This is a genomic window from Burkholderia sp. LMG 13014, from assembly GCF_905232215.1.
Classification (GTDB): Bacteria; Pseudomonadota; Gammaproteobacteria; order Burkholderiales; family Burkholderiaceae; genus Burkholderia.
This window is the reverse complement of sequence record NZ_CAJNKE010000042.1, coordinates 1-24,821: the sequence shown is the minus strand read 5'-3', so window position 1 is coordinate 24,821 and position 24,821 is coordinate 1. Positions and strand designations below refer to the sequence as shown.

At 66.4% G+C, this 24,821-nt stretch carries 26 protein-coding genes and 1 pseudogene; 13 read left to right on the top strand and 14 right to left on the bottom strand.

Going from position 1 to position 24,821, the window contains the following annotated elements; genetic code table 11:
- The 4 genes from JYJ84_RS08270 to JYJ84_RS08255 all read left to right on the top strand — a co-directional run.
- Positions 1-626: FAD-binding oxidoreductase (locus JYJ84_RS08270; protein WP_205189160.1), on the top strand; the 626-nt coding region annotated here is incomplete at its 5' end.
- Between the two features lie 17 nt (positions 627-643).
- Positions 644-1,201, top strand: coding sequence for a helix-turn-helix domain-containing protein (locus JYJ84_RS08265; protein ID WP_122947682.1), 558 nt, complete (start codon positions 644-646; stop codon positions 1,199-1,201).
- 152 nt (positions 1,202-1,353) lie between these two features.
- Positions 1,354-2,700, top strand: a complete 1,347-nt coding sequence (locus JYJ84_RS08260; RefSeq protein ID WP_175017156.1) for a glutamine synthetase family protein — start codon at positions 1,354-1,356, stop codon at positions 2,698-2,700.
- 163 nt (positions 2,701-2,863) lie between these two features.
- Positions 2,864-4,144, top strand: coding sequence for a hypothetical protein (locus JYJ84_RS08255; protein WP_205169463.1), 1,281 nt, complete (start codon positions 2,864-2,866; stop codon positions 4,142-4,144).
- Positions 4,145-4,172: 28 nt separating this feature from the next.
- On the opposite strand, the gene JYJ84_RS08250 is transcribed toward JYJ84_RS08255, so the two are convergent.
- Positions 4,173-5,369, bottom strand: coding sequence for an FAD-dependent oxidoreductase (locus tag JYJ84_RS08250; protein ID WP_174955844.1), 1,197 nt, complete (start codon positions 5,367-5,369; stop codon positions 4,173-4,175).
- 153 nt (positions 5,370-5,522) lie between these two features.
- Here JYJ84_RS08250 and JYJ84_RS08245 point away from each other — a divergent pair, with 153 nt between their 5' ends.
- Entirely contained in the window at positions 5,523-6,443 is a 921-nt protein-coding gene (locus JYJ84_RS08245) for a LysR family transcriptional regulator (protein ID WP_175220345.1), read from the top strand.
- On the opposite strand, the gene JYJ84_RS08240 is transcribed toward JYJ84_RS08245, so the two are convergent.
- The 7 genes from JYJ84_RS08240 to JYJ84_RS08210 all read right to left on the bottom strand — a co-directional run bounded on the left by JYJ84_RS08240 (position 6,438) and on the right by JYJ84_RS08210 (position 13,091).
- Complete coding sequence (locus tag JYJ84_RS08240) at positions 6,438-6,962, bottom strand: GNAT family N-acetyltransferase (protein ID WP_175220126.1); 525 nt, start codon at positions 6,960-6,962, stop codon at positions 6,438-6,440. The genes JYJ84_RS08245 and JYJ84_RS08240 overlap by 6 nt on opposite strands.
- Entirely contained in the window at positions 6,962-7,822 is an 861-nt protein-coding gene (locus JYJ84_RS08235) for a hypothetical protein (RefSeq protein WP_175220129.1), read from the bottom strand. Before JYJ84_RS08235 ends, JYJ84_RS08240 begins: the two co-directional genes overlap by 1 nt.
- Positions 7,823-7,961: 139 nt before the next feature.
- Positions 7,962-8,540 carry a hypothetical protein gene (locus JYJ84_RS08230; RefSeq protein ID WP_175220131.1) on the bottom strand — a complete coding sequence of 193 codons (579 nt, stop codon included), beginning with the start codon at positions 8,538-8,540 and terminating at the stop codon, positions 7,962-7,964.
- 93 nt (positions 8,541-8,633) lie between these two features.
- Complete coding sequence (locus JYJ84_RS08225) at positions 8,634-9,023, bottom strand: lysozyme inhibitor LprI family protein (protein ID WP_122947676.1); 390 nt, start codon at positions 9,021-9,023, stop codon at positions 8,634-8,636.
- Between the two features lie 54 nt (positions 9,024-9,077).
- The gene (locus JYJ84_RS08220) at positions 9,078-9,833 is read right to left on the bottom strand and encodes an N-acetylmuramoyl-L-alanine amidase (RefSeq protein WP_175220133.1); all 756 of its coding nucleotides are present in this window, start codon (positions 9,831-9,833) and stop codon (positions 9,078-9,080) included.
- A 124-nt stretch (positions 9,834-9,957) separates the two neighbouring features.
- Positions 9,958-11,577: an NAD(P)/FAD-dependent oxidoreductase gene (locus tag JYJ84_RS08215; RefSeq protein WP_175220134.1), complete on the bottom strand. Its 1,620-nt coding sequence runs from the start codon at positions 11,575-11,577 to the stop codon at positions 9,958-9,960.
- On the bottom strand, positions 11,577-13,091 hold the full coding sequence (locus tag JYJ84_RS08210) for a polyamine aminopropyltransferase (protein ID WP_089452256.1): 1,515 nt from the start codon (positions 13,089-13,091) through the stop codon (positions 11,577-11,579). The genes JYJ84_RS08215 and JYJ84_RS08210 overlap by 1 nt, the downstream gene beginning before the upstream one ends.
- Positions 13,092-13,212: 121 nt before the next feature.
- On the opposite strand from JYJ84_RS08210, the gene JYJ84_RS08205 reads away from it, so the two are divergent.
- From JYJ84_RS08205 to JYJ84_RS08180, 6 genes and pseudogenes are all read left to right on the top strand, one after another.
- Positions 13,213-13,599: a DUF350 domain-containing protein gene (locus tag JYJ84_RS08205; protein ID WP_175220135.1), complete on the top strand. Its 387-nt coding sequence runs from the start codon at positions 13,213-13,215 to the stop codon at positions 13,597-13,599.
- A 27-nt stretch (positions 13,600-13,626) separates the two neighbouring features.
- Positions 13,627-14,639: pseudogene (locus tag JYJ84_RS08200) on the top strand (SPFH domain-containing protein).
- A 9-nt stretch (positions 14,640-14,648) separates the two neighbouring features.
- Positions 14,649-16,163, top strand: coding sequence for a DUF4178 domain-containing protein (locus tag JYJ84_RS08195; protein ID WP_175220136.1), 1,515 nt, complete (start codon positions 14,649-14,651; stop codon positions 16,161-16,163).
- A complete protein-coding gene (locus JYJ84_RS08190; protein ID WP_155291822.1) occupies positions 16,160-16,309 on the top strand; it encodes a hypothetical protein in 150 nt (49 codons plus the stop codon). The genes JYJ84_RS08195 and JYJ84_RS08190 overlap by 4 nt, the downstream gene beginning before the upstream one ends.
- Complete coding sequence (gene speD / locus JYJ84_RS08185) at positions 16,306-16,689, top strand: adenosylmethionine decarboxylase (RefSeq protein ID WP_175220137.1); 384 nt, start codon at positions 16,306-16,308, stop codon at positions 16,687-16,689. The genes JYJ84_RS08190 and speD overlap by 4 nt, the downstream gene beginning before the upstream one ends.
- A 26-nt stretch (positions 16,690-16,715) precedes the next feature.
- A complete protein-coding gene (locus JYJ84_RS08180; protein WP_175220138.1) occupies positions 16,716-17,105 on the top strand; it encodes a hypothetical protein in 390 nt (129 codons plus the stop codon).
- Positions 17,106-17,272: 167 nt separating this feature from the next.
- Here JYJ84_RS08180 and JYJ84_RS08175 read toward each other — a convergent pair whose 3' ends face one another.
- The 3 genes from JYJ84_RS08175 to JYJ84_RS08165 all read right to left on the bottom strand — a co-directional run bounded on the left by JYJ84_RS08175 (position 17,273) and on the right by JYJ84_RS08165 (position 19,746).
- Complete coding sequence (locus tag JYJ84_RS08175) at positions 17,273-18,061, bottom strand: lysozyme inhibitor LprI family protein (protein ID WP_175220141.1); 789 nt, start codon at positions 18,059-18,061, stop codon at positions 17,273-17,275.
- A 131-nt stretch (positions 18,062-18,192) separates the two neighbouring features.
- Positions 18,193-19,080, bottom strand: a complete 888-nt coding sequence (locus JYJ84_RS08170; RefSeq protein ID WP_175220143.1) for a DUF4261 domain-containing protein — start codon at positions 19,078-19,080, stop codon at positions 18,193-18,195.
- Positions 19,081-19,293: 213 nt separating this feature from the next.
- Positions 19,294-19,746 (bottom strand): type II toxin-antitoxin system RatA family toxin, encoded by a 453-nt coding sequence (locus JYJ84_RS08165; protein WP_122947668.1) that lies wholly within the window; start codon positions 19,744-19,746, stop codon positions 19,294-19,296.
- Between the two features lie 181 nt (positions 19,747-19,927).
- Here JYJ84_RS08165 and JYJ84_RS08160 point away from each other — a divergent pair, with 181 nt between their 5' ends.
- Both JYJ84_RS08160 and JYJ84_RS08155 read left to right on the top strand, forming a co-directional pair.
- Positions 19,928-20,968, top strand: coding sequence for a bifunctional nicotinamide-nucleotide adenylyltransferase/Nudix hydroxylase (locus tag JYJ84_RS08160; protein ID WP_122947667.1), 1,041 nt, complete (start codon positions 19,928-19,930; stop codon positions 20,966-20,968).
- 74 nt (positions 20,969-21,042) lie between these two features.
- Positions 21,043-22,476, top strand: a complete 1,434-nt coding sequence (locus tag JYJ84_RS08155; RefSeq protein ID WP_175220145.1) for a nicotinate phosphoribosyltransferase — start codon at positions 21,043-21,045, stop codon at positions 22,474-22,476.
- 83 nt (positions 22,477-22,559) lie between these two features.
- Here JYJ84_RS08155 and JYJ84_RS08150 read toward each other — a convergent pair whose 3' ends face one another.
- The 3 genes from JYJ84_RS08150 to JYJ84_RS08140 all read right to left on the bottom strand — a co-directional run.
- A complete protein-coding gene (locus JYJ84_RS08150) occupies positions 22,560-23,036 on the bottom strand; it encodes a hypothetical protein (protein ID WP_175220147.1) in 477 nt (158 codons plus the stop codon).
- Positions 23,033-23,734 (bottom strand): M35 family metallo-endopeptidase, encoded by a 702-nt coding sequence (locus JYJ84_RS08145; protein WP_175220149.1) that lies wholly within the window; start codon positions 23,732-23,734, stop codon positions 23,033-23,035. Before JYJ84_RS08145 ends, JYJ84_RS08150 begins: the two co-directional genes overlap by 4 nt.
- Positions 23,735-23,860: 126 nt before the next feature.
- Positions 23,861-24,821 (bottom strand): PLP-dependent aminotransferase family protein (locus JYJ84_RS08140; RefSeq protein WP_205189159.1); only part of this gene is annotated, 961 nt, incomplete at its 5' end.

Sequence of the window (24,821 nt, the reverse complement as noted above, 5' to 3'; positions counted from 1 at the left end):
GCCACATTGCCCGCACGGCGCGCGGCGAAGTGCGCGCGGACGTGCTCGTGCTGGCCTGCAACGCGTATGTCGACCGGCTCGATCGCGATCTCGCGCGCCGGCTGCTGCCGGTCGGCACGTACCAGGTCGCCACCGCGCCGCTCGCGCCCGACGTCGCCCGTGCGCTGCTGCCGCAGAACAGTTGCGTGATCGACAACCAGTTCGTGCCCGACTATTTCCGCCTGAGCCCCGACAACCGGCTGCTGTTCGGCGGCGGCTGCACGTATCTCGGCGGCATTCCGGCCGATATCGCGGCGGCCACGCGCCCGCACCTCGAACGCGTGTTCCCGCAACTGGCCGGCGTGCCGCTCGATTACGCGTGGGGCGGCCATATCGACATCAGCATGCGCCGCACGCCGGACATCGGCCGCCACGGGCAGCGTTTCTGGCTGCAGGGGTTCTCGGGGCACGGCGTGCTGCCGACGCTCGCGGGCGCGCGCGCGGTCGCCGATGCCGTGCTCGGCGACGAACGCCTGCTCGCGCAGTACCAGCGCATCCGCAACCCGCGCTTCCCCGGCGGCGACCGGCTCGCCGCGCCGCTGGAAGCGATCGGCAAGGCCTGGTACCGTTTGCGCGATACCGTCTGACTGCACCGGAATACACCATGAATGAACAGGAAGAGATAGAAAGCCTGGCGATCCTGATCCGCGACCTGCGCAAGCATCGCAAGGTCACGCTCAACGATCTCGCGGAACGAATCGGCCGCTCGGTCGGCTTTCTGTCGCAGGTCGAGCGCGGGCTGTCGCGCCCGACGGTGGCGGATCTCACCGCGATCGGCGAGGCGCTCGGCGTGCCGACCACCTATTTCTACAGCCTGAGCAAGCCGCGCAGCGTGCCGTGGGTCACGCGGCCCGACGAGCGGCGCACCGTGTATTACGCGGCCGGCATTACCGACATCCTCGTGTCGCCGAACATGCGTTCGCGCTTCTCGATCCTCGAAAGCCATCTCGCGCCGGGCGCGAGCAGCGGCGAGCGGCCCGTCGACGACAGCGACGAGCAGGGCGGCTTCGTGCTCGAAGGAGAACTGACGATCTGGATCGATGGCGACGATATGCCCGTCACGCTCGGCCCGAACGACGCATTCCAGCTTCCCGCGCACAAGCGCTTTCGCTATGCCAACCTGACCGACGCGCCGACGCGCGTGATCTGGGTATTCACCTGAGTTGTCGGCGGGGCGGGCGGTGTTGCAGGCCGCCGCGCCACGCAGCCTGTTTGCAGTACTGATTTAAATGCGGCGCGCGTGGCCCAGCGTGCCGCGTGAATCCGGTTCGCCGCGCTGCGGCACCGCCATACAAGACATGGAAAGGATGAGACATGGCTGACGTCGTTCCCGCGCTGGTCGATGAAGTCCGCGCATTCCGGCAGGCGCACCCCGAGATCCGTTATGTCGACCTGATCTGCCTCGACCTGCCCGGACATTTCTACGGCAAGCGCTACCCGATCGACGCGCTCGAAAAGGTGGCGGCCGGCTCGCTGCTGAAGCTGCCGCAGAACTGCATCCTGCTCGGCACGCAGGGCGGGCTCTACAAGATCGGCGACTACTGTTTCAACGACGGCGACCCGGACGCCGTGCGCCGGCTGATCCCCGGCACGCTGAAGCCGGTGACCTGGGAGAAGCAGCCGCTCGGCCAGATGCTGATCACGACCGACGGCACCGACGCGCCGGTCGAGTTCGAGCCGCGCGAGGTGCTCGCACGCGTGCTGAAGCGGCTCGCACGGCGCGGCATCCGGCCGGTCGTCGCGTTCGAGCTCGAGTTCTATCTGTTCGACGCGCAGCTCGACGAGGGGATGCCGAAGTATCCGCGCGACCGCTTGTCCGACGATCGCGACGATCAGCCGAACATGCATATCGAGCGGCTGTCGCGCTTCTCCGACGTGCTGCACGAGATGGTCGACGTCGCCTGCCAGCAGGGGGTCGACGCGACCGTGATCACCGCCGAGCTCGGGCCGGGCCAGTTCGAGATCAACTTCGGCCATTGCGACGACGGGCTGCGCGCGGCCGACTGGTCGGCGATGTTCTGCCGCAGCACGCGCGGCGTTGCGTTGCAGCATGGCTATCGCGCGAGCTTCATGGGCAAGCCGTACCTGCATGCGCCGGGCAGCGGGATGCACGTGCACGTGAGCCTCTACGACGATGCGGGGCACAACCTGCTGGCGGCGGACGGGCAGCGGCCGCTGCGGCACGCGGTGGCCGGATGCCTCGCGCTGCTGCCGCATTGCATGCCCGTGTTCGCGCCGAATCACAACGCGTTCCGGCGTTACGGTTCGATGGTGAACGCGGCGAGCCGCGCGAGCTGGGGCTTCGAGGATCGCGATGCGTGCATCCGGATTCCCGAGTCGGATGCGCGCAACCTGCGGATCGAGCACCGGCTCGCGAGTGCGGACGCGAACCCGTATCTGGTGCTCGCGGCGATCCTCACCGGGATGGAGCACGGGCTCGATGCGAGGATCGAGCCGATCGCGCCGCTCAACGAGGATCGCGGCAGCGGGATCGATTTCCCGAAGGAGATGCTGTCGGCCGTCGCGGCGATGCAGGATCAGGCGGCCGTGCGCGAAGGGCTCGGCAGCGAGTTCGTGATGGTGTATTGCGAGAACAAGCGGCAGGAGGAGCTGGATTTCCGCAATGAGATCGGCGCGCGGGAGTATCGGTGGTTTTTGTGATCGGTAACGGGGCGGCGGTTCCTGCGCGGTTGCGTGTTTGTTAAGCTGCGACCTGCACGGCGGCCGGTTCCGGTTCCGCCGCGGGCGACCGGTCGCCCCGAAGCGCAGCGGATGGGCACATTCGGATTCCGGCTTCGCTCGATAACCAAAAAGAGAGGGCCCCGTGACGACCGATCACCGAGATACCGAACCACCGTCCACGCGCGTCGATGAAGTCGTGAGTGAGCATGCCGGGCCACCGGCCGCCACGCCGCGTCTCCCGGCCGTCTTGCTGTGGGTGTCCGGCATTCCGCTCTGGGCGCTGCTGGCAGCCGCCGTGGTCTGCGTGTCGCGGGTCGATCGCGACCTGTCGGTCATCGTGTTCATGGGTGCGCTGATCTTCCTCAGCGAGGTCGGTATCGCCGTGTATGCCGTGGTCGCCGTCGTGCTGCTGGCTTACGCAGTGAGTCGCAAGCCATGGCGTGCACCGCGATTTGCGTGGGCGTTCTGGCTACAGGTGCTGCTGTGGGTTCTGGCCGTAGCGCTGATTGCCACGTTCAAGATCGACGATTACCAACGCCATCATCCAGACCCTCGGGAGGCGGCCCGCGGTCAGCAGATCAATGACGACAATGCCCGCATGACGGCCGCATTGCGCACCGACGATGCAGTCGCGTTTCGGCAGGCGTTCGCCGACTGTGCGGACGATTGCGATCGCGCGACATGGGTGAGCGAGGCGATCCGCAAGACCGCGCCGCGCAGCCTTGCGGTCACGCTCGAAGGCGTCAGGCATGCAAGCGAGGTACGCCTGGACAGGAACGATCCGGAGACATTCTGCAAGGACGGGGTGGCTTATGTGATGCCGCCCGACATCGCGCTGCGCGTCGGTTTTCGAAACGTGCCGGCGATCACGGCTCAGTTCCTGCCGTTGTGGGGCCCCGACGACCGGAGCGCCGCGCTGCACGGCGCCGCGATGAGCGGGTCGATCGCACTGATGAACCAGCTCGTTGCGCTGGGTGTCGATCCGCAGCATCTGCAAGGCGACAGCCGCTTCGAGAGCCTGTATGCGAGCGCAGCCGCGGGCGCCGCAATCGCATCGGTCGGCTGGCTGGCCAACGCCGGCGTCACGCTCCATACCGCCGACGAGGTGGACGAGGTCTGGTATCAGTTCGCGAAGTGGACCTACGCGAATCCGCCGGAAATCGCTCGCAAGGGCGCAGAGGCGTGGCTCGTCGAATCCGCGAAGATACCGAGGGATGGCACGGCTGCACAGAATCGTATCGCACCGCTCGAGCGGGCGGTGTATGTCGAGACACCGGTACTCGTGCAGGTGTTGTTGCAACACGGTTATCGCGTTGCCAATCTGGCGCCGGAATATCGGGCGCGTTTCGATTCGATGCAAGACGCGATCCGGCACCCTTTGACGCGGGTACCGGCTGCGGTGTGCGGCGACGATGCAGACTGATCGCGCCGTTGCGTGATACTTCGGGTTCTTATCGGTCCCGCGCCTGCATCATCGGCAGGCCCGCTCCCCACGCGCTCGCGAGCGCTTCGATTTCGGCGATCGGATCAGCCTGCCGCGCGGCTTCGTGCGTGTCGGTGGCGAACAGCCGGTGAGCGAAGTCGCGGGCGCGCAGCGTGATGGCCGCCGTTTTCGGGCTGCGCCGCAGCGTGAACGCTACGAGCGCAGCGTCGAGGTCGCGGACGTTGCCGTTTCCGTTCCCGTGTTCGTCGAGGCAACGGGCGAGATGCCACGCGTCCTCGAGCGCCTGGCATGCGCCCTGGCCGGAGGTGGGGAGCGGCGCATGCGCGGCATCGCCGATCAACAGCACATTGCCGCGGTGCCACACGTCCACCGGATCGAGATCGTGCACGCGGATCTTCGCGATCGTGCCCGGCGGCGTCGCGCGCATCACGTCCGCGATGGGCGCCGGCCAGCCGTCGAAGAGCCGTTCCAGCAGCGGGCCCGGATCGTCCGGCGCCGCGCCGTCGTCGTCGCTATCGTCGATTTCGGCCTCGGCCCGGGCCGCCGCCCAGTACACGCGATGCGGGTCCACGGCGACGATACCGAATCGCTCGCGCTGGCCCCAGTAGTCGAATATCGACACTTCGTCGACGAGCGGCACATCGCTCTGCGCCACGCCGATCCAGTTGACGAAGCCCTGATAGACGGGGGTGGCGTCGCCGACCACATGGCGTCGCGCGACTGAGTTCATGCGGCCGTCCGCACCGATCACGAGATCGGGCGCGATCGTCGCGCCGTTGTCGAAGCGAACGATCGCGCGGCCGTCGGTGCCGGTGTCGATGGCCGTCGCGCAGTGGCCGAAGCAGACTTCGATGTCGTGCGCGGCGACGTGCCGAGCCAGCACAGCCTGCAGGTCGCGCCGCAGGATCGAGCGCGTCGGGAAGCCCATGCGTTGATCGAGTGCGCGGATATCGGCGAGTTTGAACGGGGTGCCGTCACGGTCCATGCACCGCATCGCGCGCAGGTGGCCGCTGACCGCGACGATATCCGGCAGGAGGCCGAGTTGCTCGAGCACGAAGCCGGCATTCGGCCATAACACGACGCCCGCGCCCATCGTCGTCTCGGACGGCCTGCGTTCGTAGAGCCGTATCCGGTGCCCCCGCCCGGCCAGCGCAAGCGCGGTGCTCATGCCGGCCACGCCGGCGCCGAGAATGGCGATATCCATGTTGATGCTCCCGTAGGTTCGTGCGCGTGCTCGCGTCGGCGCGGGTTGCTGCGTCGGCGGCCACGCCTTGACTGGATCCGCATCGTAAATTACGGTCTCGAACGGGATAAGCCGTGAAAAACGGCGAGCTTTGATACCTGAAACGGGATAATGATGCGTAGCAAGCTGGATCTGAACGCGGTGCGCGTGTTCGTGTCGGTCGTCGACGAAGGTAGCTTTGCCGCTGCCGCGCGCGTGCTGTCGATACCCGGTTCCAACGTGAGCCGCCATGTGGCGCAACTGGAATCGAGGCTCGGCGTGCGTCTGCTGGAGCGCAGCACGCGGCACCTGCGCATGACGGAGGCCGGGCGCCTGCTGCACGAGCGCGCGAAGCCGATGCTCGATGCGCTGACGCTCGCCGAGTTCGAACTGACCGCGCAGCAGACGGAGTTGCGCGGCGTGCTGAAGCTCTGCGTGCCCGGTGAAATCGGACCGCGCATGCTCGGGCTGATCATCGCGGAATTTGCGGGCCGCCATCCGCGTGTCGAAATCGATTGCGATACGAGCCTCGCGGGCGTCTCGACGTTGCGCGACGATATCGACCTGTCGATCATCGTCAATCGCGGCAAGCTGGACGACAGCACGTTCGTCGTCCGACCGCTCGTGAGCTTGCCGAGCGTCGTCGTGGCTGCGCCGTCGCTGATCGAACGCACGGGCATGCCGACCCGGACGGAGCAGCTCAGGCAACTGCCGTGCATCACGACGTTGAGCACGCTGAAAGGGCTGCCGTGGCAGTTCGCCGACGGTGACGGGCGGGTCCACAAGATTCCGGTCGCGAGCCGCTATCGCGTCAACAGCGGCGAGATGGCGGGGCTGGCTGCGGTGAACGGGATCGGCTTCGCGATTCTCGTCGAACGCGGGTGCGCGGCGGAGCTGGCCGCCGGGCGGCTGGTGCGCGTGCCGCTGGAGATGACGCCGGCGCCGCTGGAACTGCTGGCCGCCTATTCGAGCCGCAATTCCGTCAACGCGAAGATCCGCGAGCTGCTGCAGTTGATGCAGGCGCGTTTGGCGGCGGCGGGGGCGATGCCGTCATGACGATTGCTTCGGCAATGCGCGCCAGTAGCGCACTTCGTCGATGGACGCACCGTCGATCTCGAACGTCTTGATGTCGTCTTCGGCGACGAAGCCTTCGCGTTCATAGAATGCCCGTGCGCGACGGTTCTTGACCAGCACCCAGAGCGACACCCACTCATGGCCCGTGTCATGCAGCGCATCGCAGGCATGGTCGACCAGTGCCGCGCCGACACCTTGCCCGCAATGTGCTGGATGCAGATAGATCGCTTCGATTTCGCCCCAGGTGCGATCCTTGTCGGTGTCGCGCGTCGGGCCGTAGGCGATCCAGCCTGTCGCCTCTCCTTCCGACAACGCGAGCGCGACACGCGGCCGTTCTGCTTCGAGCGCGTGACGCCACGAAGCGGTGCGCTTCTCGACCGACAGGCCGGCAAGGAACGGGGCCGGCATGATGCCCGGATAGGTGGCCTGCCACGATGCGACGTGGATGGCGGCGATGGCCGGGGCATCGGCGGGCGTGGCAGGGCGGATGTCGATGTTCATCAGGGTCGATAGTCGGCGCCGTAAAGCGAATAGAACCGGTACGGCAGATCGCCCAGTTCGCTTTCGATGCGCTCGTACTGGCTAAGCGACTGGAGCCATGCGAGAAACGTGGCCTCGGTCATGAACGATCGCAACGAGTCGACTACTGCTTCGCGCTGCGCGGGATGAATGAAGTCACACGCTGCGGCGTTGCGGCCGGGCGAGCCGGTCAGGCAGCGGGCCCCCTGCCAGTCGATTCGCGGATAGTCGGTGCGGCTGAATGCCGATGGATGCCGGATACGACCCGAGAGCAGGTCGTTCGCGCCGACACACCAGAGCATGAGCTGCGCGCGCCAGCGTGGATCGTCGATGCCCAGCACCGAGGTCAGCCACGCGTGAATGTCCGACGTTTCCAGGTATTTGATGCACAGGAACATCGACGACGAAAATTTTCCGCTCGCATTGAACCAGTCGCCGGTAACGGATGATGGTTCGTGAGCGTGGTTGAAGCACGCGGCCGTATCGAGTGCGCCCGATGGCCAGCACCGGGCATCCATCAGGCATTGCCCGAGCGTGTCGAGCACGTCGCGGCGGAACCCCGGGTACGGTTCGGGCGATATGCCGTCGGGGTGCTGCGAAACGAACCCCGTGATCAACCATTCCAGCAGCGCGTGGTGCTGCCCATCGTGGCTGCGCGGGGTCAGGTGCGCCAGCAAGTAGTGGTACCACTGCTGCCATTCGTCGCTCGGGCCGAACGAGAGCGTGCCGACGACGATTTCTTCGAGCGGCGTGTCGAGCTCCGCGAGGTCGATCGATTGCAGATCGCGTTGCAACTCGGCGAACAGCCGGCGCGATTCACCCATGAACCACGCTTCGCCCATCGGCTTGTCCGGGCGCGGAAATGCCGATCGCAGTCTGGCCAACGCGGAAGGGGAACATCCGCTTCCGCGGATCCATCGAAACGGGGCTGGCTGAGTGCGCATCAAGAAGCCATGAAGTCGTCACGCGTTGCTGCCGGATTCATGCCACCGGATCCAGGCTGCCGTCGATCGAAAAACGGTAGTTGATATCCACCTGCGATGCATCGCCGGGTGCGGCGGTTTTCTTCAGCACGAATTCGAACGCAGGCTCGAACCAGCCGTTGCGCGGGACTTCTCCGCCAAGGATGTCGACCTCATACCAGCCGTTGTCGATCTCGATCACGGGCCTGCCCGGCTCGCGGTAACGCGCGAGGAGTGCGTTGACCGTTGCGTCGTTGAAGCGTTCGAGGATCCGCCACGTGTAGAGCATGATCGAACGATGTTCGACGCGCAACACGTACCCGCCGCGCCGATGCTGCAGGCGGCTTCCCGCTTTCAATAATTCGGGTGTTGCGTCATCCAGCGTGAAGATCACCGTGTACGGATGGTTCTCGATGCCGGCCAGCGGAATGACGACGCCTTCCAGCACGGCGCGATCGCCGCTGTCGCTCGTCGTGAACGCCGTTGCGACGTCGTCCGGCAGCCCGTGCTGCTCCTTGAAGCGCTTCAGCAGCAGGAGATCGCCGACGAGAAAATAGTCGACCAGATCGTTGAGGACTTCAGAGAATTCATGTCGCATCGCCGCTCCTTTCTCGGTGCCGAAGCGCAGGGATCGCAAGGGCAAGAAGCGCCGCGCCGCGAAACGCTTCGCGGCGCGGCACGCGCGAAGCTTTTAGTCGCCGAGCTTCGACGCCACGCAACCGGTGCTCGTGCACTCGCGTTCACGCTCGCGCAGGAACGACAGCCGCGACTGCGTCATGTCGGTCGCGCACTGGAGATCCACGAGGTAGCCGTTGTTGCGCGTCTCGCTGCACTGCGCGTCGCGCTGCTTCAGCCACGCGAGCTGGCCGGCCTTCAGCGTCGCCTGCTGGTCGCTGCTCAGTTGTTTGCGCAGGCGGCCGTATTCGTCGTTGAGGTCACGGTCGGTTTGCGAGAACTGCGTGCTGCTGCAGTACACCTGGTCGAACGCGCTGTGCGGCTTTGCACAGCCGGCCGCGTGCGCGGCGAACGGAACGGCAAGCGCGAGCAGCGCGCAGGATGCGAGCAGATTCTTCATTTTCATGGTGATGCTCCTGACTGGGTGAAAACCGTTGGGCCCGACGGGCTTTGTCGTCGTTTATTGCGGCGCGGTGCACGCGTCGATCCCGCCCGCGATCGCGGTGGACAGCTTCTGGATCGTCTCGCGACGCGCAAGCCGCGCTTCCTCGTCCGGATTGACGATCACGCCGGCTTCGACGAGCACGGCCGGAATCGGCGCCGTGCGCAGCACGACGAGATCGTCGAAGCGGTGGATGCCGAGCTGCGGGTCGATCAGCGGGCGATTCTCGCCGCGGATCGGCTGCGCGTGATACAGCGACGGCCGTTCGCCGGCCGCCACCAGCCGCTCGGCGATCGCCTTCGCGCAACGCAGGCTTTCCGCATAGTGCGGATTGCGTTCCGACACGAACACCGAGAAGCCGCGGAATTCGCGCTGCCGGCCCGCGTCGATGAACTGCTGCTGCATCGAGTCGTGATGGATCGACACGAACAGGTTCGCGTCGGGCGCTTGCGTGGAACGCTGGTCGAGCGCGATCTCGCGGCCGTCGGCCGATGTGCGCAGCACGCGGTCGCCGTGCGCGGCGAGCTTTTCGGCGACCGCCGCGGACAGGTCGAGGTTGTACAGGTATTCGACGCGGCCGCTTGCGCCCGTGGAGCCCGGGTGCGCCGGCGTATGGCCGGTGTCGACGACGATGTAGCGCCCGGCGGCGGGCGCGGTGCCGGCGGTGTCGGCCGCATGCAGTGCCAGCGGTGTGCCGAGCAGTGGGGCGCAGGCGAGCACGCGCGCGGCGGCGCGCGCGAACGGGCGAAGGCGTCGGATGGTTCGGTTCGTCATTGTTGTTGTCGAGGAGGGCATACGGCGCGTCGGACGGCGCGGCACCGTCGGCCTGCTCAATGCAGTCGGAATGTCGCGCGATTATAGCGGGTGGCGGTGCCGCCGCAATGACGGACGACGACCGTCAGGCCAGCACGCGCCGGGCGGCGAGCATGCCCCAGTACGACGCTTCCTCGAACAGCGACAGCCCGGACAGGTCCGCATGCGCAAACACGACGGGGCCGTCGGCATCGCGCAGCGCGAGCAGGCCTGGCCGGCTCAGGAAGCCGACGTCGGGCGTCGCCATGGCGTGACCGCGCACGGTGATCTCGAGCGCCGTCGCGTGTTTCCACAGTTCGCGCCCATAGACGGCCTGCAGGTCGATCGCCGCCTGTTCGCGCAACGCATCGGGCTTCGCCTGCGCGAGCCAGCGGCGCGTGTCGTCCGGCGCTTGCATGCTCAACGCCTGGTACGCGGAGAACACCGAGCGCGTCGGCGGCGACAGGCGGATCAGCTGGTGCGTCGACACGACATAGCCGAGCCCCGCGCCGTCGTAGACGACGTTGTCCCACGCGAGCGGCACGCCCGCTGCTTCGGCCGGCATGCCGTCGAGCAGGAAGTTGGACACGAGCCACGGCGCGCGTGGCGGCAGGTCGCGCGTGGAGTCGAAGCCGTACGCGCCAAGCTGCGGAAACACGCGCGCCGCGACGAACAACGGCATCGCGCAGACGACGCGCCGCGCCTTCAGCGTGAACGTCGACAGCGCGCCGTCGTTGCCGATCCGAGCACACAGCACGTCGACGCCGCCCGCGCGTTCGGTCGCACGCACCGCGAAGCCGTCGCGCGACCACGCGTTCGAGCCGGTGCGCGCGGTGATCGAATCGGTGAGCTTCGTCACCATCGTGTGCAGCCCGTCGGGCCAGGTCAGCACCGCGCCGTCGCTCGCGTCGCCTGCGTGGCCGCCGCGCGACGAGAAATAGTGCAGGCCGGCCCACGCGGACACGTGCTCGTACCCCGCGCCGTAGTCGTCGCGGCAGCAGTAGTTCAGGTACCAGTGCAGGGCCTTCGCGGTGTACCCCTCGTCGAGCAGCCACTGGCGGAACGAACGCCGGTCGAGCGCACGCCAGCGCGGGTCGCGCGACGATTCCGCGATCGGGATGCAGAACACCTTGCGGCCATCGGCGCCGCGCGCTGTGCGCAGCGTGTCCGTGTACGCGAAGAAGCGTGACTGTTGCGCGAGCTCGTCGGTGCCGAGGCCGGCCGTCGGCACGATGCCGTCCTGCCACTGCCCGGCGATGAAGAGCCGTTCGTCGGGCGCATGGACGAGCACGCGCTGGTCGTACACCGGGCGCGCGGAGAACGGCGCCGATTCGATCACGCCGAGATCGGCCAGCATGTCGCGCAGATGCGAGGATTCGAGCGACGGCAGCGGCAGGTAGTGCGCGCCTTTCGGATAGCCGAGATCGCCGAAGCGGCCGCCGGCCGCGTTGCCGCCGAATTCGGGGCCTGCGAGCACCGTGAAGCGCTTGTGCCCCGCGCGCGCGAGCTGCCACGCGCACGACAGGCCGGCGGCACCCGCGCCGAGGATCGCGACGTCGGTCTCGAGCGTGCCGGAAGGCGGCGGCAGCGTCGCGTGGTCGCGCAGCGCATGGCCTTCGCGCATGCCGGGGTAGCCGACCTGCGGCGTCGTCTCGACCCAGCCGGTGCGCCCGCAGGCGGCGAGCGACGCGGCCGCCGACGCGACGAGGAACGTGCGGCGGTCCATCAGCGCAGCACGTGTTTCCAGTCGTCGTCGAAACGGCGCACGAGCGGCTGGTCGTTGAGTTCGTTCGGCGACATCGGCAGCGCCGGCATGTCGGCCGGGAAGTGGAACATCTCGGCGGCCGTCTGCGCGTCGAGCCAGCGCGTGGGCACCGAGTAGTGCGTCGGCACCGTGAAGTCGCGGCGCTTGCCGGCAATCACGAACCCCCAGTCGCCGAACGACGGCACGTAGCAGTGGTACGGCCACGTGTTGAGCCCGGCCTCGTGCAGCGTCGCGATGATGGTCCAGTACGCGTGCGGCGCGAAGTACGGCGACGTCGACTGGATCACCGCGTAACCGTTCTCCGACAGGTGGCGCGCGAGCAGCCGGAACACGGGCACCGAATACAGCCGGCCGAGCCCGAAGTTGGTCGGGTCGGGGAAGTCGACGACGATCGCGTCGTACACGTCGGCGTTCGATTCGAGCCAGCGCACCGCGTCGTCGTTGATCACGTGCACGCGCGGGTCCTTCAGCGAACCCTGGTTCAGCTTGACGAGCGGCGCGGACGTGGAAAACAGCTTCGTCATCGCGGGATCGAGATCGACGAGCGTGATCTGTTCGAGGTTGCGGTGCTTGAGCAGCTCGCGCACCGCGAGGCCGTCGCCGCCGCCGAGCACGAGCACGCGCTTCGCCCACGGCAGCGCCTCGATCGTCGGGTGGATCAGCGCTTCGTGATAGCGATGCTCATCGCGCGACGAGAACTGCAGGTTGCCGTTCAGGTACAGCCGCATGTCGTCGTGCCACTGCGTGAGCACGATGCGCTGGTACGGCGTCGTTTCCGAATAGATCGTCTCGTCGCCGTACACGCCGTGTTCGGCCCAGTGCGTGATGCGATCCGAAAGCGCGAAGCCGGCGATGAGCAGCCCGATCACGAGCGACGCACGCATCAGCTTGCCGCGCACGTTGCGGATCTCGTCGCGGAACAGGTGCGTCGTCCACAGCGCGACGAAGGCGTTCAGGAGCCCGAACAGGAAGCTGGTGCGCAGCAGGCCGAGCCGCGGCGCGAGCACCAGCGGGAAGATCAGCGACACGGCGAGCGAGCCGAGATAGTCGAAGGTCAGCACTTCGCTGACGGTATGGCGGAACGCCTGGCGCCGCTGCTGGAACGCGCGCATCACGAGCGGGATCTCCATCCCGATCAGCATGCCGAGCGCCAGCACGAGCGCATAGAGCGCCGCGCGGAACGGTGCGGCCAGCCATGCGAACACGGCGAACAGCAGCGCGGCCGACACACCACCGAGCAGGCCGACGAGCAGCTCGATGTCGACGAAGCGGTCGAGCACGTCGTCGTCCTCGACGAACTTCGCGAGCCACGAGCCGATCCCCATCGCAAACAGGTAGCAGCCGATCACCGACGAGAACTGCAGGATCGAATCGCCGAGCAGGTAGCTGGACAGCGCGCTGCTGATCAGTTCGTAGCCGAGCCCGCATGACGCGAGCACGAGAATCGACAGGACGAGCGCGCGCTTATGCAGCATGGTGCGTCCGTTGTGCAGCGGTCGGCAATGTGGATATACTGGCGCGGAATTTTGTCTGCTGGCCCTGCGCGGGCCGGCCGGCGACGGGGCGGCGAACCGAGCACAAAATCCGAGGGAAAGAATGAATAGTGCCTATCTCTATGCGGTTCATTTACTGTCGGCGTTCGTGCTGCTTCTTGTGTTCGCGGCAGTGTACCTGAAGGTCACCCCGTTCGACGAACTGGCGCTGATCCGCGACGGCAACGCGGCCGCGACGCTGTCGTTCGGCGGCGCGTTGATCGGCTTCTGCCTGACGCTCGCATCCAGCATCGCGCACAATTCCACGCTCGTCGAAGTCGTGATCTGGGCCGTCGGCGCGATGGCCGTGCAACTGATTACCTATGCGGCGCTCACGCGCCTGATGCCCGGCATGAATCATGCAATCGAAGATCGCAACGTCGCGATGGGCGGCCTGATGGGCACCGCGTCGCTTGTGGTCGGCATCATCAATGCCGCCTGCCTGACCTGACGCGCCACGCGTTTCGAGGAGACCGACATGAGTCTGGGATCGTTTATCCGCAAGCAGTTCGTCGACGTCCTGCAATGGACCGAAGACACCGACGGCGTGCTGGCCTGGCGCTATCCGATGGAAGACATGGAAATCCGGTACGGCGGCAAGCTGACCGTGCGCGAAACGCAGGTCGCGATCTTCGTGAACGAAGGCAAGGTCGCCGACATCTTCCAGGCAGGGTTGTACACGCTGGAAACGAACACGCTGCCGGTGCTCACGTACCTGAAGAACTGGGACAAACTCTTTCAGTCGCCTTTCAAGTCGGATGTCTATTTCTTCAGCACGCGGCTGCAGCTTGGCCGCCGCTGGGGCACGGCGCAGCCGCTGACGATCCGCGACCGCGAGTTCGGCTTCGTGCAGGTGCGCGCGTTCGGCATCTACTCGTACCGGATCGTCGATGCGGGCGCGTTCTATCGCGAGGTCAGCGGCACGCGCGCGCAGTACACGGTCGACGATCTCGAACAGCAGCTGCGCAACCTGGTCGTCACCGCGATGAGCACGACGTTCGGCTCGGCCGACGTGCCGTTCGTCGACATGGCGGCGAACCAGTCGCTGCTGTCGCAGCGCGTCGCCGAGGCGCTGGTGCCGGTGTTCACGCGCTACGGCCTCGCGCTCGACGCGTTCGCGGTCGAGAGCGTGTCGCTGCCGGCCGAACTGCAGAAGGCGCTCGACCTGCGGATCAGCGCGGGGATGGCCGGCGATCTCGCGCGCGCCACGCAATACCAGACCGCGCAGGCGATTCCGCTCGCCGCGCAGAACCCGGGCGGCATCGCCGGCGTCGGCGCGGGGCTCGCCGCCGGGGCGGTAATCGGGCAGGCAATGGCTGGCCAGATCGCGGGTGCCGCGCAACCGGCGCCGCGCAGCCTGCCGCGCCGGCGGAAGGGACCGATTACGTGCAGCGCCTCGAACAGTTGAAGGCGTTGTTCGACAAGGGCCTCGTGACCGAAGACGAATATTCGCGCGCGAAGGCCGAGATCCTCGCGAAGCTCACCCGGTAAGCGTCGCGCATGTTCAGTACCTCGTGCCCCCAGTGCGGCGCGCCGGTCGAGTTTCGCTCGGCGGCGGCGGTGATGGCCGTCTGCGCGTTCTGCCGCAGCACGCTGCTCAAGCGCGGCACCGACGTCGAACGCATCGGCGAACTGGCCACGGTGCTCGACGACGCGTCGCCGATCCAGATCGGCACGGCCGGGCGCTACGGCAAGCGCGCGTTCACGGTGCTCGGGCGCATCCAGATGACCTACGACGCCGGCGCATGGAGCGAGTGGTATGTCGTGTTCGACGACGGCGCGTTCGGCTGGCTGTCGGATGCGTCGGGCCAGTATGCGGTCACGGTGCGCGAGCCCGACGATGCGTCCGGCGGCGCGTGGCCGGCGTTCGGCACGCTGGAACCGGGCATGCGCATCGACCACGGCGGCCGCGCATTTCTCGTGTCGGACGTGCGCACCGCGCGCTGCACGGGCGGCGACGGCGAGCTGCCGTTCCGCGTCGATGCCGGCTGGGAGGCGCGCGTCGTCGACCTGCGCACCGGCAACGCATTCGCGACCTACGACTATTCCGACGCCGATTCGAACGGCGGGAGCCCGGCCGTCTATACGGGCGAAGCGCTCGAATTCGATGCGCTCGCGTTCACCGGGTTGCGCGATACCGAACACGATACGCGCGAGAAGCGCGGGGCGGAGATGGTGCCGTTCGCGTGCCCGAGCTGTGGCGCGCCGCTGTCGTATGCGCCGAACGTCGCCGACTACGTGGTGTGTGGCAGTTGCCACGCGGGCGTGCAGTGCACGGCCGAGCAGCAGACCGTGTTCGCGGCGCAGCGCAAGCTCGAAGCGGTGAAGGGGGCGCTGGAGCTCGGCGCGATCGGCACATTCGACGGCGTGAAGTACACGGTGATCGGGATGATGCGTTGCCGCGTGCCGGACGACGAAGAGACGTGGGACGAATACCTGCTGCTGAACCCGAAGCGCGGGTTTCTGTGGCTCGTACAGAGCGAAGGGCGCTGGGAGCGCGTGCAGGTGCTCGACCAATGGCCGACGATCGGCAGCGATGCCGATGTGACCGACGGCGGCAAGACCTACCGCCTGCGCGAGCAATACGACTCGGAGGTCGTCTACGTGGTCGGTGCGTTCAACTGGCGCGTGCAGGTCGGCGATCGCACGTCGATCATCGACTACGGCTGGCAGAAGGACAAGCTGACGCGTGAGCGCAGCGACGCGGAGATCGTCTGGTCGCGCGCGCGGCCGCTGTCGGGCAGCACACTCGCCGAACGCTTCGGCACACCGGCGCTCGCGACGGCCGCGGCGGCGGCCACCGCCACCACCGCGTCGACAGGCCTGTTCGGCCGGAAAGGCCCGCACAGTTTCGCGCCGCTGCCGCTCGTGTTCAGCGCGCTGCTCGTGATCCTGAACATGGGCTCGCTGTTTTCGTTCAGCGGCCGCTCCGTCTACGTGCTGGTCGGCCTGCTGGTGCTGTGGCTGCCTGAATGGCTGTGGAAGAGTTTTGCATCGGACGGAGGCAACGCGTGATCCGGTACATCCTCTACGGCATCTATGGCCTGATCGTCGTCACGCTGTTCAGCTGCGCGTCGATCGGCGGCAGCGGTTCAGGCGGCAGCGGCTGGGGCAGTTCGTCGGCCCGCAGCGGCTACTCGTCGTACGGGTCGCACAAATGACCGCGCGCGACGGGATCGCGCCACCGCGCGCGACGTTCGGTTCGCACGTGCTGGCCGACCTGGCCGGGATCGACGCCGCGCTGCTGCGCGACGCCGCTCGGCTCGAGGCGCTTCTCACCGAAGCGGCGCAGCAGGCGGGCGCGCGCGTGATCGGCGCGCATTTCCATCATTTCGGCGGCGAGCACGGCGTGACGGGCGTCGTGTTGCTGGCCGAGTCGCACATCACGATCCACACGTGGCCCGAGCATCGCTTCGCGGCCGTCGACGCATTCATGTGCGGCGCGGCGCGCGCGGCCGATGCAGTCGATGCGATCGCCGCCGCGCTCGGCACGCAGGCGCAAGTCCGGCAGCAGGTTGCGCGCGGCGGTGCGTCGACGTGAGCGGGCGATTCACTTCCTTTATCGATATGCGTAACAGAATCCGATTCGCTGCGTGGCTTGGCTGGGTGATGCTCGCCGGCAACGCCGCCGCCGCCGATGTGCCGCCGAAGCCGCCTGGGCCGGTCGTAATGGTTCACTTCGATTACTACGAGAAGGACAACGCGCGCCTTCACGCGCTGGAGCAACGGCTGGATCGCGCGGTGAAGCAGGCAGGGGCTGGCGAACTGGGCGAGACCGAACTGCATCGCGACGGCAACGACGGTTACCTGTACCTGTATGGCGCCAGCGCCGACCGGCTGTATGCGGTGGCGCGCCCGATCCTGAAATCGTCAGGATGGCTGACCGGTACGGAGGTCACGTTGCGCCGCGATGCGGGCGCGGAAACGTTCCCGTTGCGCGGGGACGGCGCACGTTAGTGCGGATGTGGTTCGCACGGCGCGGCTGGTGGAGCGACCGTTGCGGATCGGGCCAGGCAGTGCGCTTTTACCCTTGCGGATGGAGGCGACAGGCTGCCGAGGCTTCGTTGCGATGACGCATCGCACGTCGATTCATGCCCGGGCGATCGCATGTCGCGACGTTCCCGCTAACGGTCGAACCGGAACGACGACACGCTGTGCAACGTCGCGTCGTCGGTGCCGACGAAGCCCTGCGTAGTCGCGACGACCGCGCGCTTGCCGTTGCTCAGCACGGCCCAATAGCATTCGCCGGCCGCCGAGTAGAAGCCGGTTTTCGGATCGTTGATGCGGCACATGATCGTCGCTTGCATGCCGCGCCAGCCGGCACCGGAGATCTGCTCGACTTCCTGTGCGATGCCGGAGCCGTATGACGTCACCCACTTGCCGTCGTCCCGCTTCTCGAATCCCGCTTCCTTCTCCGCGACCGGCTCCAGCGCGCCGTCGACGATCTTGAACGCGATGAGGTCGGTGCTGTAGGTCATGTTGCGGCCGACGATCGCGATGCAGCGGTCGCCGCCGATTGCGGGGCAGGGCTTCTTCACCTGCCGGTTCGCGAGGTATTCGAACGAGACGCCGAGCACCGGGTCGCGATAGGTTTTCCAGCCAGCATGCTTCACCTGCTTGAGCGCCTCGGTACGGTCGCGGTAGGCAGCGGCGAGGCAGGCGGCGTCGGTGCAGGCATCGCGCTGCACGAGCCACGCGCGTTGCGACCGGATCACGGCCTGCTGGTCGGCGGCGATGCCGACTGCGTCGTCGTACGCGCTCGACAATGCGCTGTCGGCCGACAAGAGCGCCGTGTCGGCGCAGATCAGGCGATCGGTGCGCGTCTTCTCCCGTGTGCAGTTGATGCTGTCGGCGTGGGCCGACAACGAGAGACCGATGGCGGCCAGCGTGAGACCCAGGCGAATACCGAACACGGGTGGTTCCTCATTGGGGTCGAGCGGGGGCTGTCACACCGCCGGCAGGTGACGCAGCAGCGCACGCGGTTCGCGAAGCGTCGAACCCGCGCGCCGTGCATCACGGTGCGAAGCGGTGTGACGGGGGCCGCTCAGCGATTGATCTGGTCCGCCGAGATCAGCTCGGCCACCAGCACCGGTGCCGGCCCCTGCAGGTAGTACTCGTGCTCGAGCGGCTCGCGCAGCTTCATGAACGTTTCCGCGCCGATCTGCATCGTTTCGCCCGCATGCATCCGCGCGCCGCTTTCCAGCAGGTAGTGCATCACGTCGTTGAAGATGCCCGAATAACGTTCGCCTTCGTGATGGCCTTCAGCGAGCGCGGCGAAATCGGGCAGGCCGAACACGTCGGCGCCATAGGTGCGCATCCACACGCCGTTGGTGCCTTCGACTTCGTATTTCACGAAGCCGCAGAAGAACAGGTTCAGCGGGAAATCCCGCAGCACTTCGAGGCTTTCGTCGCCGAGTTCCTTCGCATTGAAGACGCCGGCCGGCAGCGACGTGTGCGCGTGCTCGTTCAGCACCGCGAGGCCGTTCTGTTCCGCCAGCGCGCCGGCGATGGCCGCCAGCGCGACATACTGTTCGAGCGGATTCGCTTCGTGCCCGGCGTAGTAGAGGATCACATGGCTGCGGCTCGCGCGCACCTGCTGCTTCAGGTCCTGCCCGTAGTGGGCCGGCGCGACGCACGCTTCGAGTGCTTCGGAAGGATAGGGCGCGTCGAAGCCGACCAGCTGGACGACGTGGTTGCCCCAGCCGGCGAGCCCGAATACGTGCTCCAGCGTCGGCTCGGTTTCGACGCGCGCCTGCTTCATGCTCGGGTGGTACGCGCGCAGCGCCGCCGTCAGCGCGGCGATATCGACTTTCAGCGGGCCGTCGAAGACGACCGTCACGCTCAGCGGATTCTCGATGTCGGGTGCCGCGATCAGCTCGACGGAGGTTTCGGGTGCTTCCTTGCGGCCAAAGAATCGGGATATCAGGCTCATCGGATTAGGTTCGTGTCGAAGCCGTTTCAGGGAGAGTGCCCCGTTCTCTCGGTCGGGGCATGCCGTCGGGATGGCGGTCGCCCGTAGTTTCCCCGGGTTCGGCGAATCTGGCAAATGCGCGGGGAATGCCCGATGGCGCGGCGGTGGCGCGTTCGAACACTTTCGGGCGGAGGTGGCGCGGACACGCCGGGCCATGCGGCCCGGGGCCGCCGGTCAGCGCGGCAGTGCTTCGGCTTCGGCCCAGCGCTTGAATGAATCGAGGCGCCGGCGCGTCTGCACGAGATAGAACGCGCCGATCAGCGGTTCGAGCAGCCAGCGCAGCCAGGCCGGCTGGGCGCGGAAGTGGTACGTGAATTTCACCTCGGTCGTGCCGGGTGTGCGCTCGGTGAAGTTCCAGCTGCCGCTGAAGCGTTCGAGCACTTTCGGCCCGTCGACCATTTCGACGGCGGCGACCTGCGGCGGACGGTACGAGATGTAGCGCGACACCATCGTCGCGCCCGACTGGCTGCGGCAGAACGCGTCGACGCCGACGTCGGCCGTCATGCCGTCGAGCAGATAGGCGTCGGTGAGGAAGCTGTCCCACACGAGCCGCCGTGCGTAATCCTGCGACCACGTGAAGAGGCGTCTGCGATCGACGCCGACGGTCCGGCTGACTGAGATCCTCATGATGGCGGGCGCAATGGCGCGGATTGGGATGAAATCGAGTGTACCCCGCCCACGCCGTGCATTTCTTCAGACTTCGTCAAGTCGAGCATGGGCTCGATTGACGCATTCCGGGATTTCCCCTAGGATTCGATTCAACCCTTCGGGAAAGACCCGAAGCGTTTCAATCTCTTGAGGGAGCCTCATGAGTACGCAACAGAACCGGCGCTTCGACGCGCTCGTTTTCATTGGTCGTTTCCAGCCTCCGCATCGTGGTCACCTGAATGTGCTGAAGTCGGCACTGAGCCGGGCCGAGCGCGTGTGCGTGCTGATCGGATCGACCGACAAGCCCCGCACCAACAAGGATCCGTTCTCGTTCGACGAGCGCCGCCAGATGCTGGCTTCGCTGCTCGACGCGTCCGAGCGCGACCGCGTCACGATCGCGCCGTTGCAGGATTCGACCTACAACGACGGCGACTGGGTGCGCTGGGTGCAGGACGCCGTCGCGTCCGCGCTCGGCGACATCGCGCAGCGCAAGGTCGGGCTGATCGGCCACGAGAAGGACGCCACGTCGTATTACCTGCGGATGTTCCCGCAATGGGAGCTCGTCGACGTCGACGCGACGGAAGACATTTCCGCCACCGAGATCCGCGACCAGTATTTCGCCGAACGCACCAACAGCTTCGTGCAGTGGGCCGTGCCGGAACCCGTGTTCGGCTGGCTCGAGCGTTTCCGCACGCAGCCGGAATTCGCGCAGCTGAAGTCGGAAGCCGAATTCATCGCCGCGTATCGCAAGGCGTGGGCGGCCGCCCCGTATCCCGTCACGTTCGTGACGGTCGACGCGGTGGTCGTGCACTCGGGCCATATCCTGCTCGTGCGCCGCCGCAGCGAACCGGGCCGCGGCCTGTGGGCGCTGCCGGGCGGGTTCGTGAACCAGGACGAGCGGCTCGACGCGGCCTGTATCCGCGAGCTGCGCGAGGAGACCGGCCTGAAGCTGCCGGAGCCCGTGCTGCGCGGCTCGATCAAGGATCGCCAGGTGTTCGATCACCCGGCGCGTTCGCTGCGCGGCCGCACGATCACGCACGCGTGCCTGTTCAACTTCCCGACCGGCGAACTGCCGCGCGTGAAGGGCAGCGACGACGCCGACAAGGCACGCTGGGTGCCGCTCAACGAATTCGCGCAGATGCGCAACGTGATGTTCGAGGATCACTTCGACATCGCGTATCACTTCCTGGGGAAGCTGTGATCCGCTGATTCCCCGCATGACGGTCCGCCGCGACAGACGCGGCGGCACTTCAACGGCCTAGAGGAGCTCTAGCCATGCAACACGATCTCGGCGGCTTTGCCGCGGTTCTCGCCAATCCGATCCTCAACACGGATTCGTACAAGGCTTCCCACTTCCTGCAATATCCGCCCGACGCATCGGCGATGTTCTCGTACGTCGAATCGCGCGGCGGCCGCTACGACCGCACGGTGTTCTTCGGCCTGCAGATGCTGCTGAAGGAATATCTGTGCAAGCCGATCACGCACGCGATGATCGACGAGGCGCGCGATTTCTTCACGGTGCACGGCGAGCCGTTCAACGAAGCGGGGTGGCGCACCATCGTCGAACGCTACGACGGCTACCTGCCGGTGAAGATCCGCGCGGTGCCCGAGGGCTCGGTCGTGCCGGTGCACAACGTGCTGATGACGGTCGAATGCGAAGACCCGCAGGTATTCTGGCTCGCGTCGTATCTCGAGACGATGCTGCTGCGCGTGTGGTATCCGGTGACGGTCGCGACGCGTAGCTGGCACCTGCGGCAAACGATCCGCCACTTCCTCGAAAAGACCGACGACGATCTCGCGCAACTGCCGTTCAAGCTGCACGACTTCGGCGCGCGCGGCGTGTCGAGCGCGGAATCGGCCGCGATCGGCGGTGCCGCGCACCTCGTGAACTTCATGGGCTCGGACACGGTGCTCGGCGTACTGGCCGCGAACCGCTTCTATCGCGAGCCGATGGCTGCGTACTCGGTGCCGGCGGCCGAGCACAGCACGATTACATCGTGGGGGCGTGAGCACGAAGCCGATGCGTACCGGAACATGATTCGCCGCTTTGGGCTACCCGGAGCGATCGTGTCGGTCGTGTCGGACTCCTACGATCTGTTTGCCGCACTCGATCTGTGGGGCGGCGAGCTTCGGCAGGCCGTGCTCGATTCGGGCGCGACGCTGGTCGTGCGGCCCGATTCGGGCGACCCGGTGGCGATCGTGCTACAGACCGTGCGTGCGCTCGACGCATCGTTCGGCTCGACCTTGAACGGCAAGGGGCGGCGCGTGTTGAATCGCGTGCGCGTGATCCAGGGCGACGGCGTCGACGAGCTGTCGATCGAAGCGATTCTGGCCGCGCTCGACGACGCGGGCTATGCGGCCGGCAACGTCGTGTTCGGCATGGGCGGCGGGTTGCTGCAGCAGGTGAACCGCGATACGCAGCGCTTCGCGATGAAGTGCTCGGCGATCCGGCGTGGCGGCGTGTGGCACGACGTCAGCAAGGATCCGGTTACCGATCAGGGCAAGCGCTCGAAGAAGGGACGGCTCACGCTGCTGCGCAGTTTCCGCACCGGTGAGTATCGGACGACGACGCTGCCCGCCGCGTGGGACGACCGGAAGCTGGAAGGCGAATGGGAGGAAGCGCTGGTAACGGTGTTCGATACGGGGCGCCTGCTCGTCGATACGTCGTTTGCGGAAGTGCGGGCGAGGGCGCACGCGGGGGAGGTGTGACACAAGCGGCGGTGGCGCGAGGTGTTCGCGTCGCGCCGTTGCTGACGCGACGCGATGGCGATGTGGTCTAACGCCGGGCTACCTCAACGGAATGCCCTGGATGTCGGCATGACGAGCGGATTGCTGCATAGGTGCCGACATCCATCATTGCATTGTGGGACCAGTGTCAGACCGATCTGAAGATAGCCTTCGTAACCAGCGCTGTCTTTCGGATACGGCTTCGAGATGATGTGGGTATCCGCCCAGATGTTCTGGTTCTTGACACCGAGTTGTATCAGGTATTCCCTCAGGTTCGCCGCTCGTCGCAGCGCAAGCGCTTGTGGATCGACCTCTCCGATGTAGGCGCCGGCGGTGACTATGCCTCGAATCTCTGCGTCCGGCCATTGACGCGCGCGAATGACCATCTCCGCAATCTTGACGCGATCCTCGTTGGGGATCGCGTCGGAATTGAGCGGGACGCTGTCAAGCATGTCTTCGGAAACGGTACAAGCCGTGGATGGCATCGAAAACGAGAGGCAGGACCAGATCGCGATGCGTATCACGCGCGCAAGAAATGTCACCACAGAATCCTGTCGTCGAAAAATGAAATGTAGCAGGCGAGGCTGTCCGCATTGTCGATCGCTACATCCGGGTGTGTCTGAGCCCAGTACTTCAGGCCGGTGCCGAACCCGTAGATTTCGTCGTCCGAGTTGAATGTGTCGATATAGTGCGTGCACTCATGAATCAGGACTTTCAGCTTGCAGTTGGTAGAAAGCCGAGCATCGGGAAGTGTGCAGAAGTGCGGATAGATCGCGATTATCCGCCGGTGTGAGTCGGGCTTGCACACTGCCGCATCCGTGATCCCGTTGTCGGGAAACACGGTGCACGTTATGTTTCTCCGTGTCTGTTCGTCCCATCGGATGACATTCTCGGGCTTGAGTTCCTGCATGACACGCAGAAGTTTGGGCAATCCGGTGCCCAGCCTTTGCCTGACCAGTTCGTCCGATCGCCCGAACCAAGTCTGGACTCGGTTCCGTTCGCTTTGGTCCCAAACCGCAGGGCCGTGGATCCGTTCACGGATCAGGACAATTGCGGCGTCACGTAGCCGCGCAATCAGGCGCCTGAATGCATTGTTCGACATGTTCTCGCAGATTTGCGTCATGTCGAGATTGATCGTGTGAACGGATCCTGGCGTGGTGTTCGTGTAAGTTGATCCGACGAAAATCCACTCTTCGTCGTCTTCGCGTGTGGTGTCACGTGAGTTGAAGATATCGACCATTGACTCGATAGTTATCCAAACGATTTGGGAGACTATCGGTCGACATAGGCGTGACTGTCTATGGGACGAATACGATTTACAAAGTTCGAGTCAGATAATCTCGGTGGCAGCCTTTTCCGCGCATCATCATTCACCCGCTATCGCTCGCCCGTCGGCATCCACTTGCATGCCGCCGCGTTCTTCCGCCCGCACCGCCTCCATTGCCCGCGCCAGCGCATCGAACACCGCCGGCCCCTTGCAGCGCGACACATTGAAGCGCAGGTACGACGTCGCGCTGTGCGATGCGCTGAACACGTTGCCAGGCGCGAGTACCACATCGTGATCGAGCGCATGGCGCGCGACGCGCGCGGCGTCGAGCCCGTCGGGCAACGCCGCCCACACGAACAGGCCGCCGCGCGGCTCCGTCCAGATCCGGAGCCCGGCGCGCGTGAGGCGTCGGAGCGTTTCGCCCATCGCATCCGCGAGGCGCGCGCGCAGACTGTCGACGTGGCGCCGGTACGTGCCGTCGACGAGCAGCCGGTGTACGACGTTCGCGCCGATCTGCGCATGGCCGAACGACGTCGCGAGCTTCAGGTCGACGAGTGCCTCGATCCATTCCGGGCGCGCGGCGACATAGCCGCAGCGGATCGCGGCCGACAGCGTCTTCGAGAAGCTGCCGATCGACACGACGCGCGACAGCCCGTCGAAGGCCGCGAGGCGCGGCGCGGGCGTGCTCTCGAAATCCGCGAAGATGTCGTCCTCGACGATCAGCAGGCCATGCTCGGCCGCGAGCGTCAGCAGCCGGTGCGCGACGGGTGCCGAGAGTGTCGCGCCGGTCGGGTTGTGCAGCGCTGCGTTGGTGATGTACAGGCGCGGCCGGTGCTCGGCGAGCACCTGCTCGAAGCGCGCGAGATCCGGGCCGTTCGGCGTGTACGGGACGCTGACGATCCGCGCACGGTGCGCGCGCAGCAGCGCCTGGAAGTTGAAGTAGCACGGATCGTCGAGCACGACCGTGTCGCCCGGCTCCAGCAGCAGGCGGCAGACGAGATCGAGCGCATGCGAGCCACCGTCGGTCAGCATGATCTGCGCGGGTTCGGCCTGGACGCCG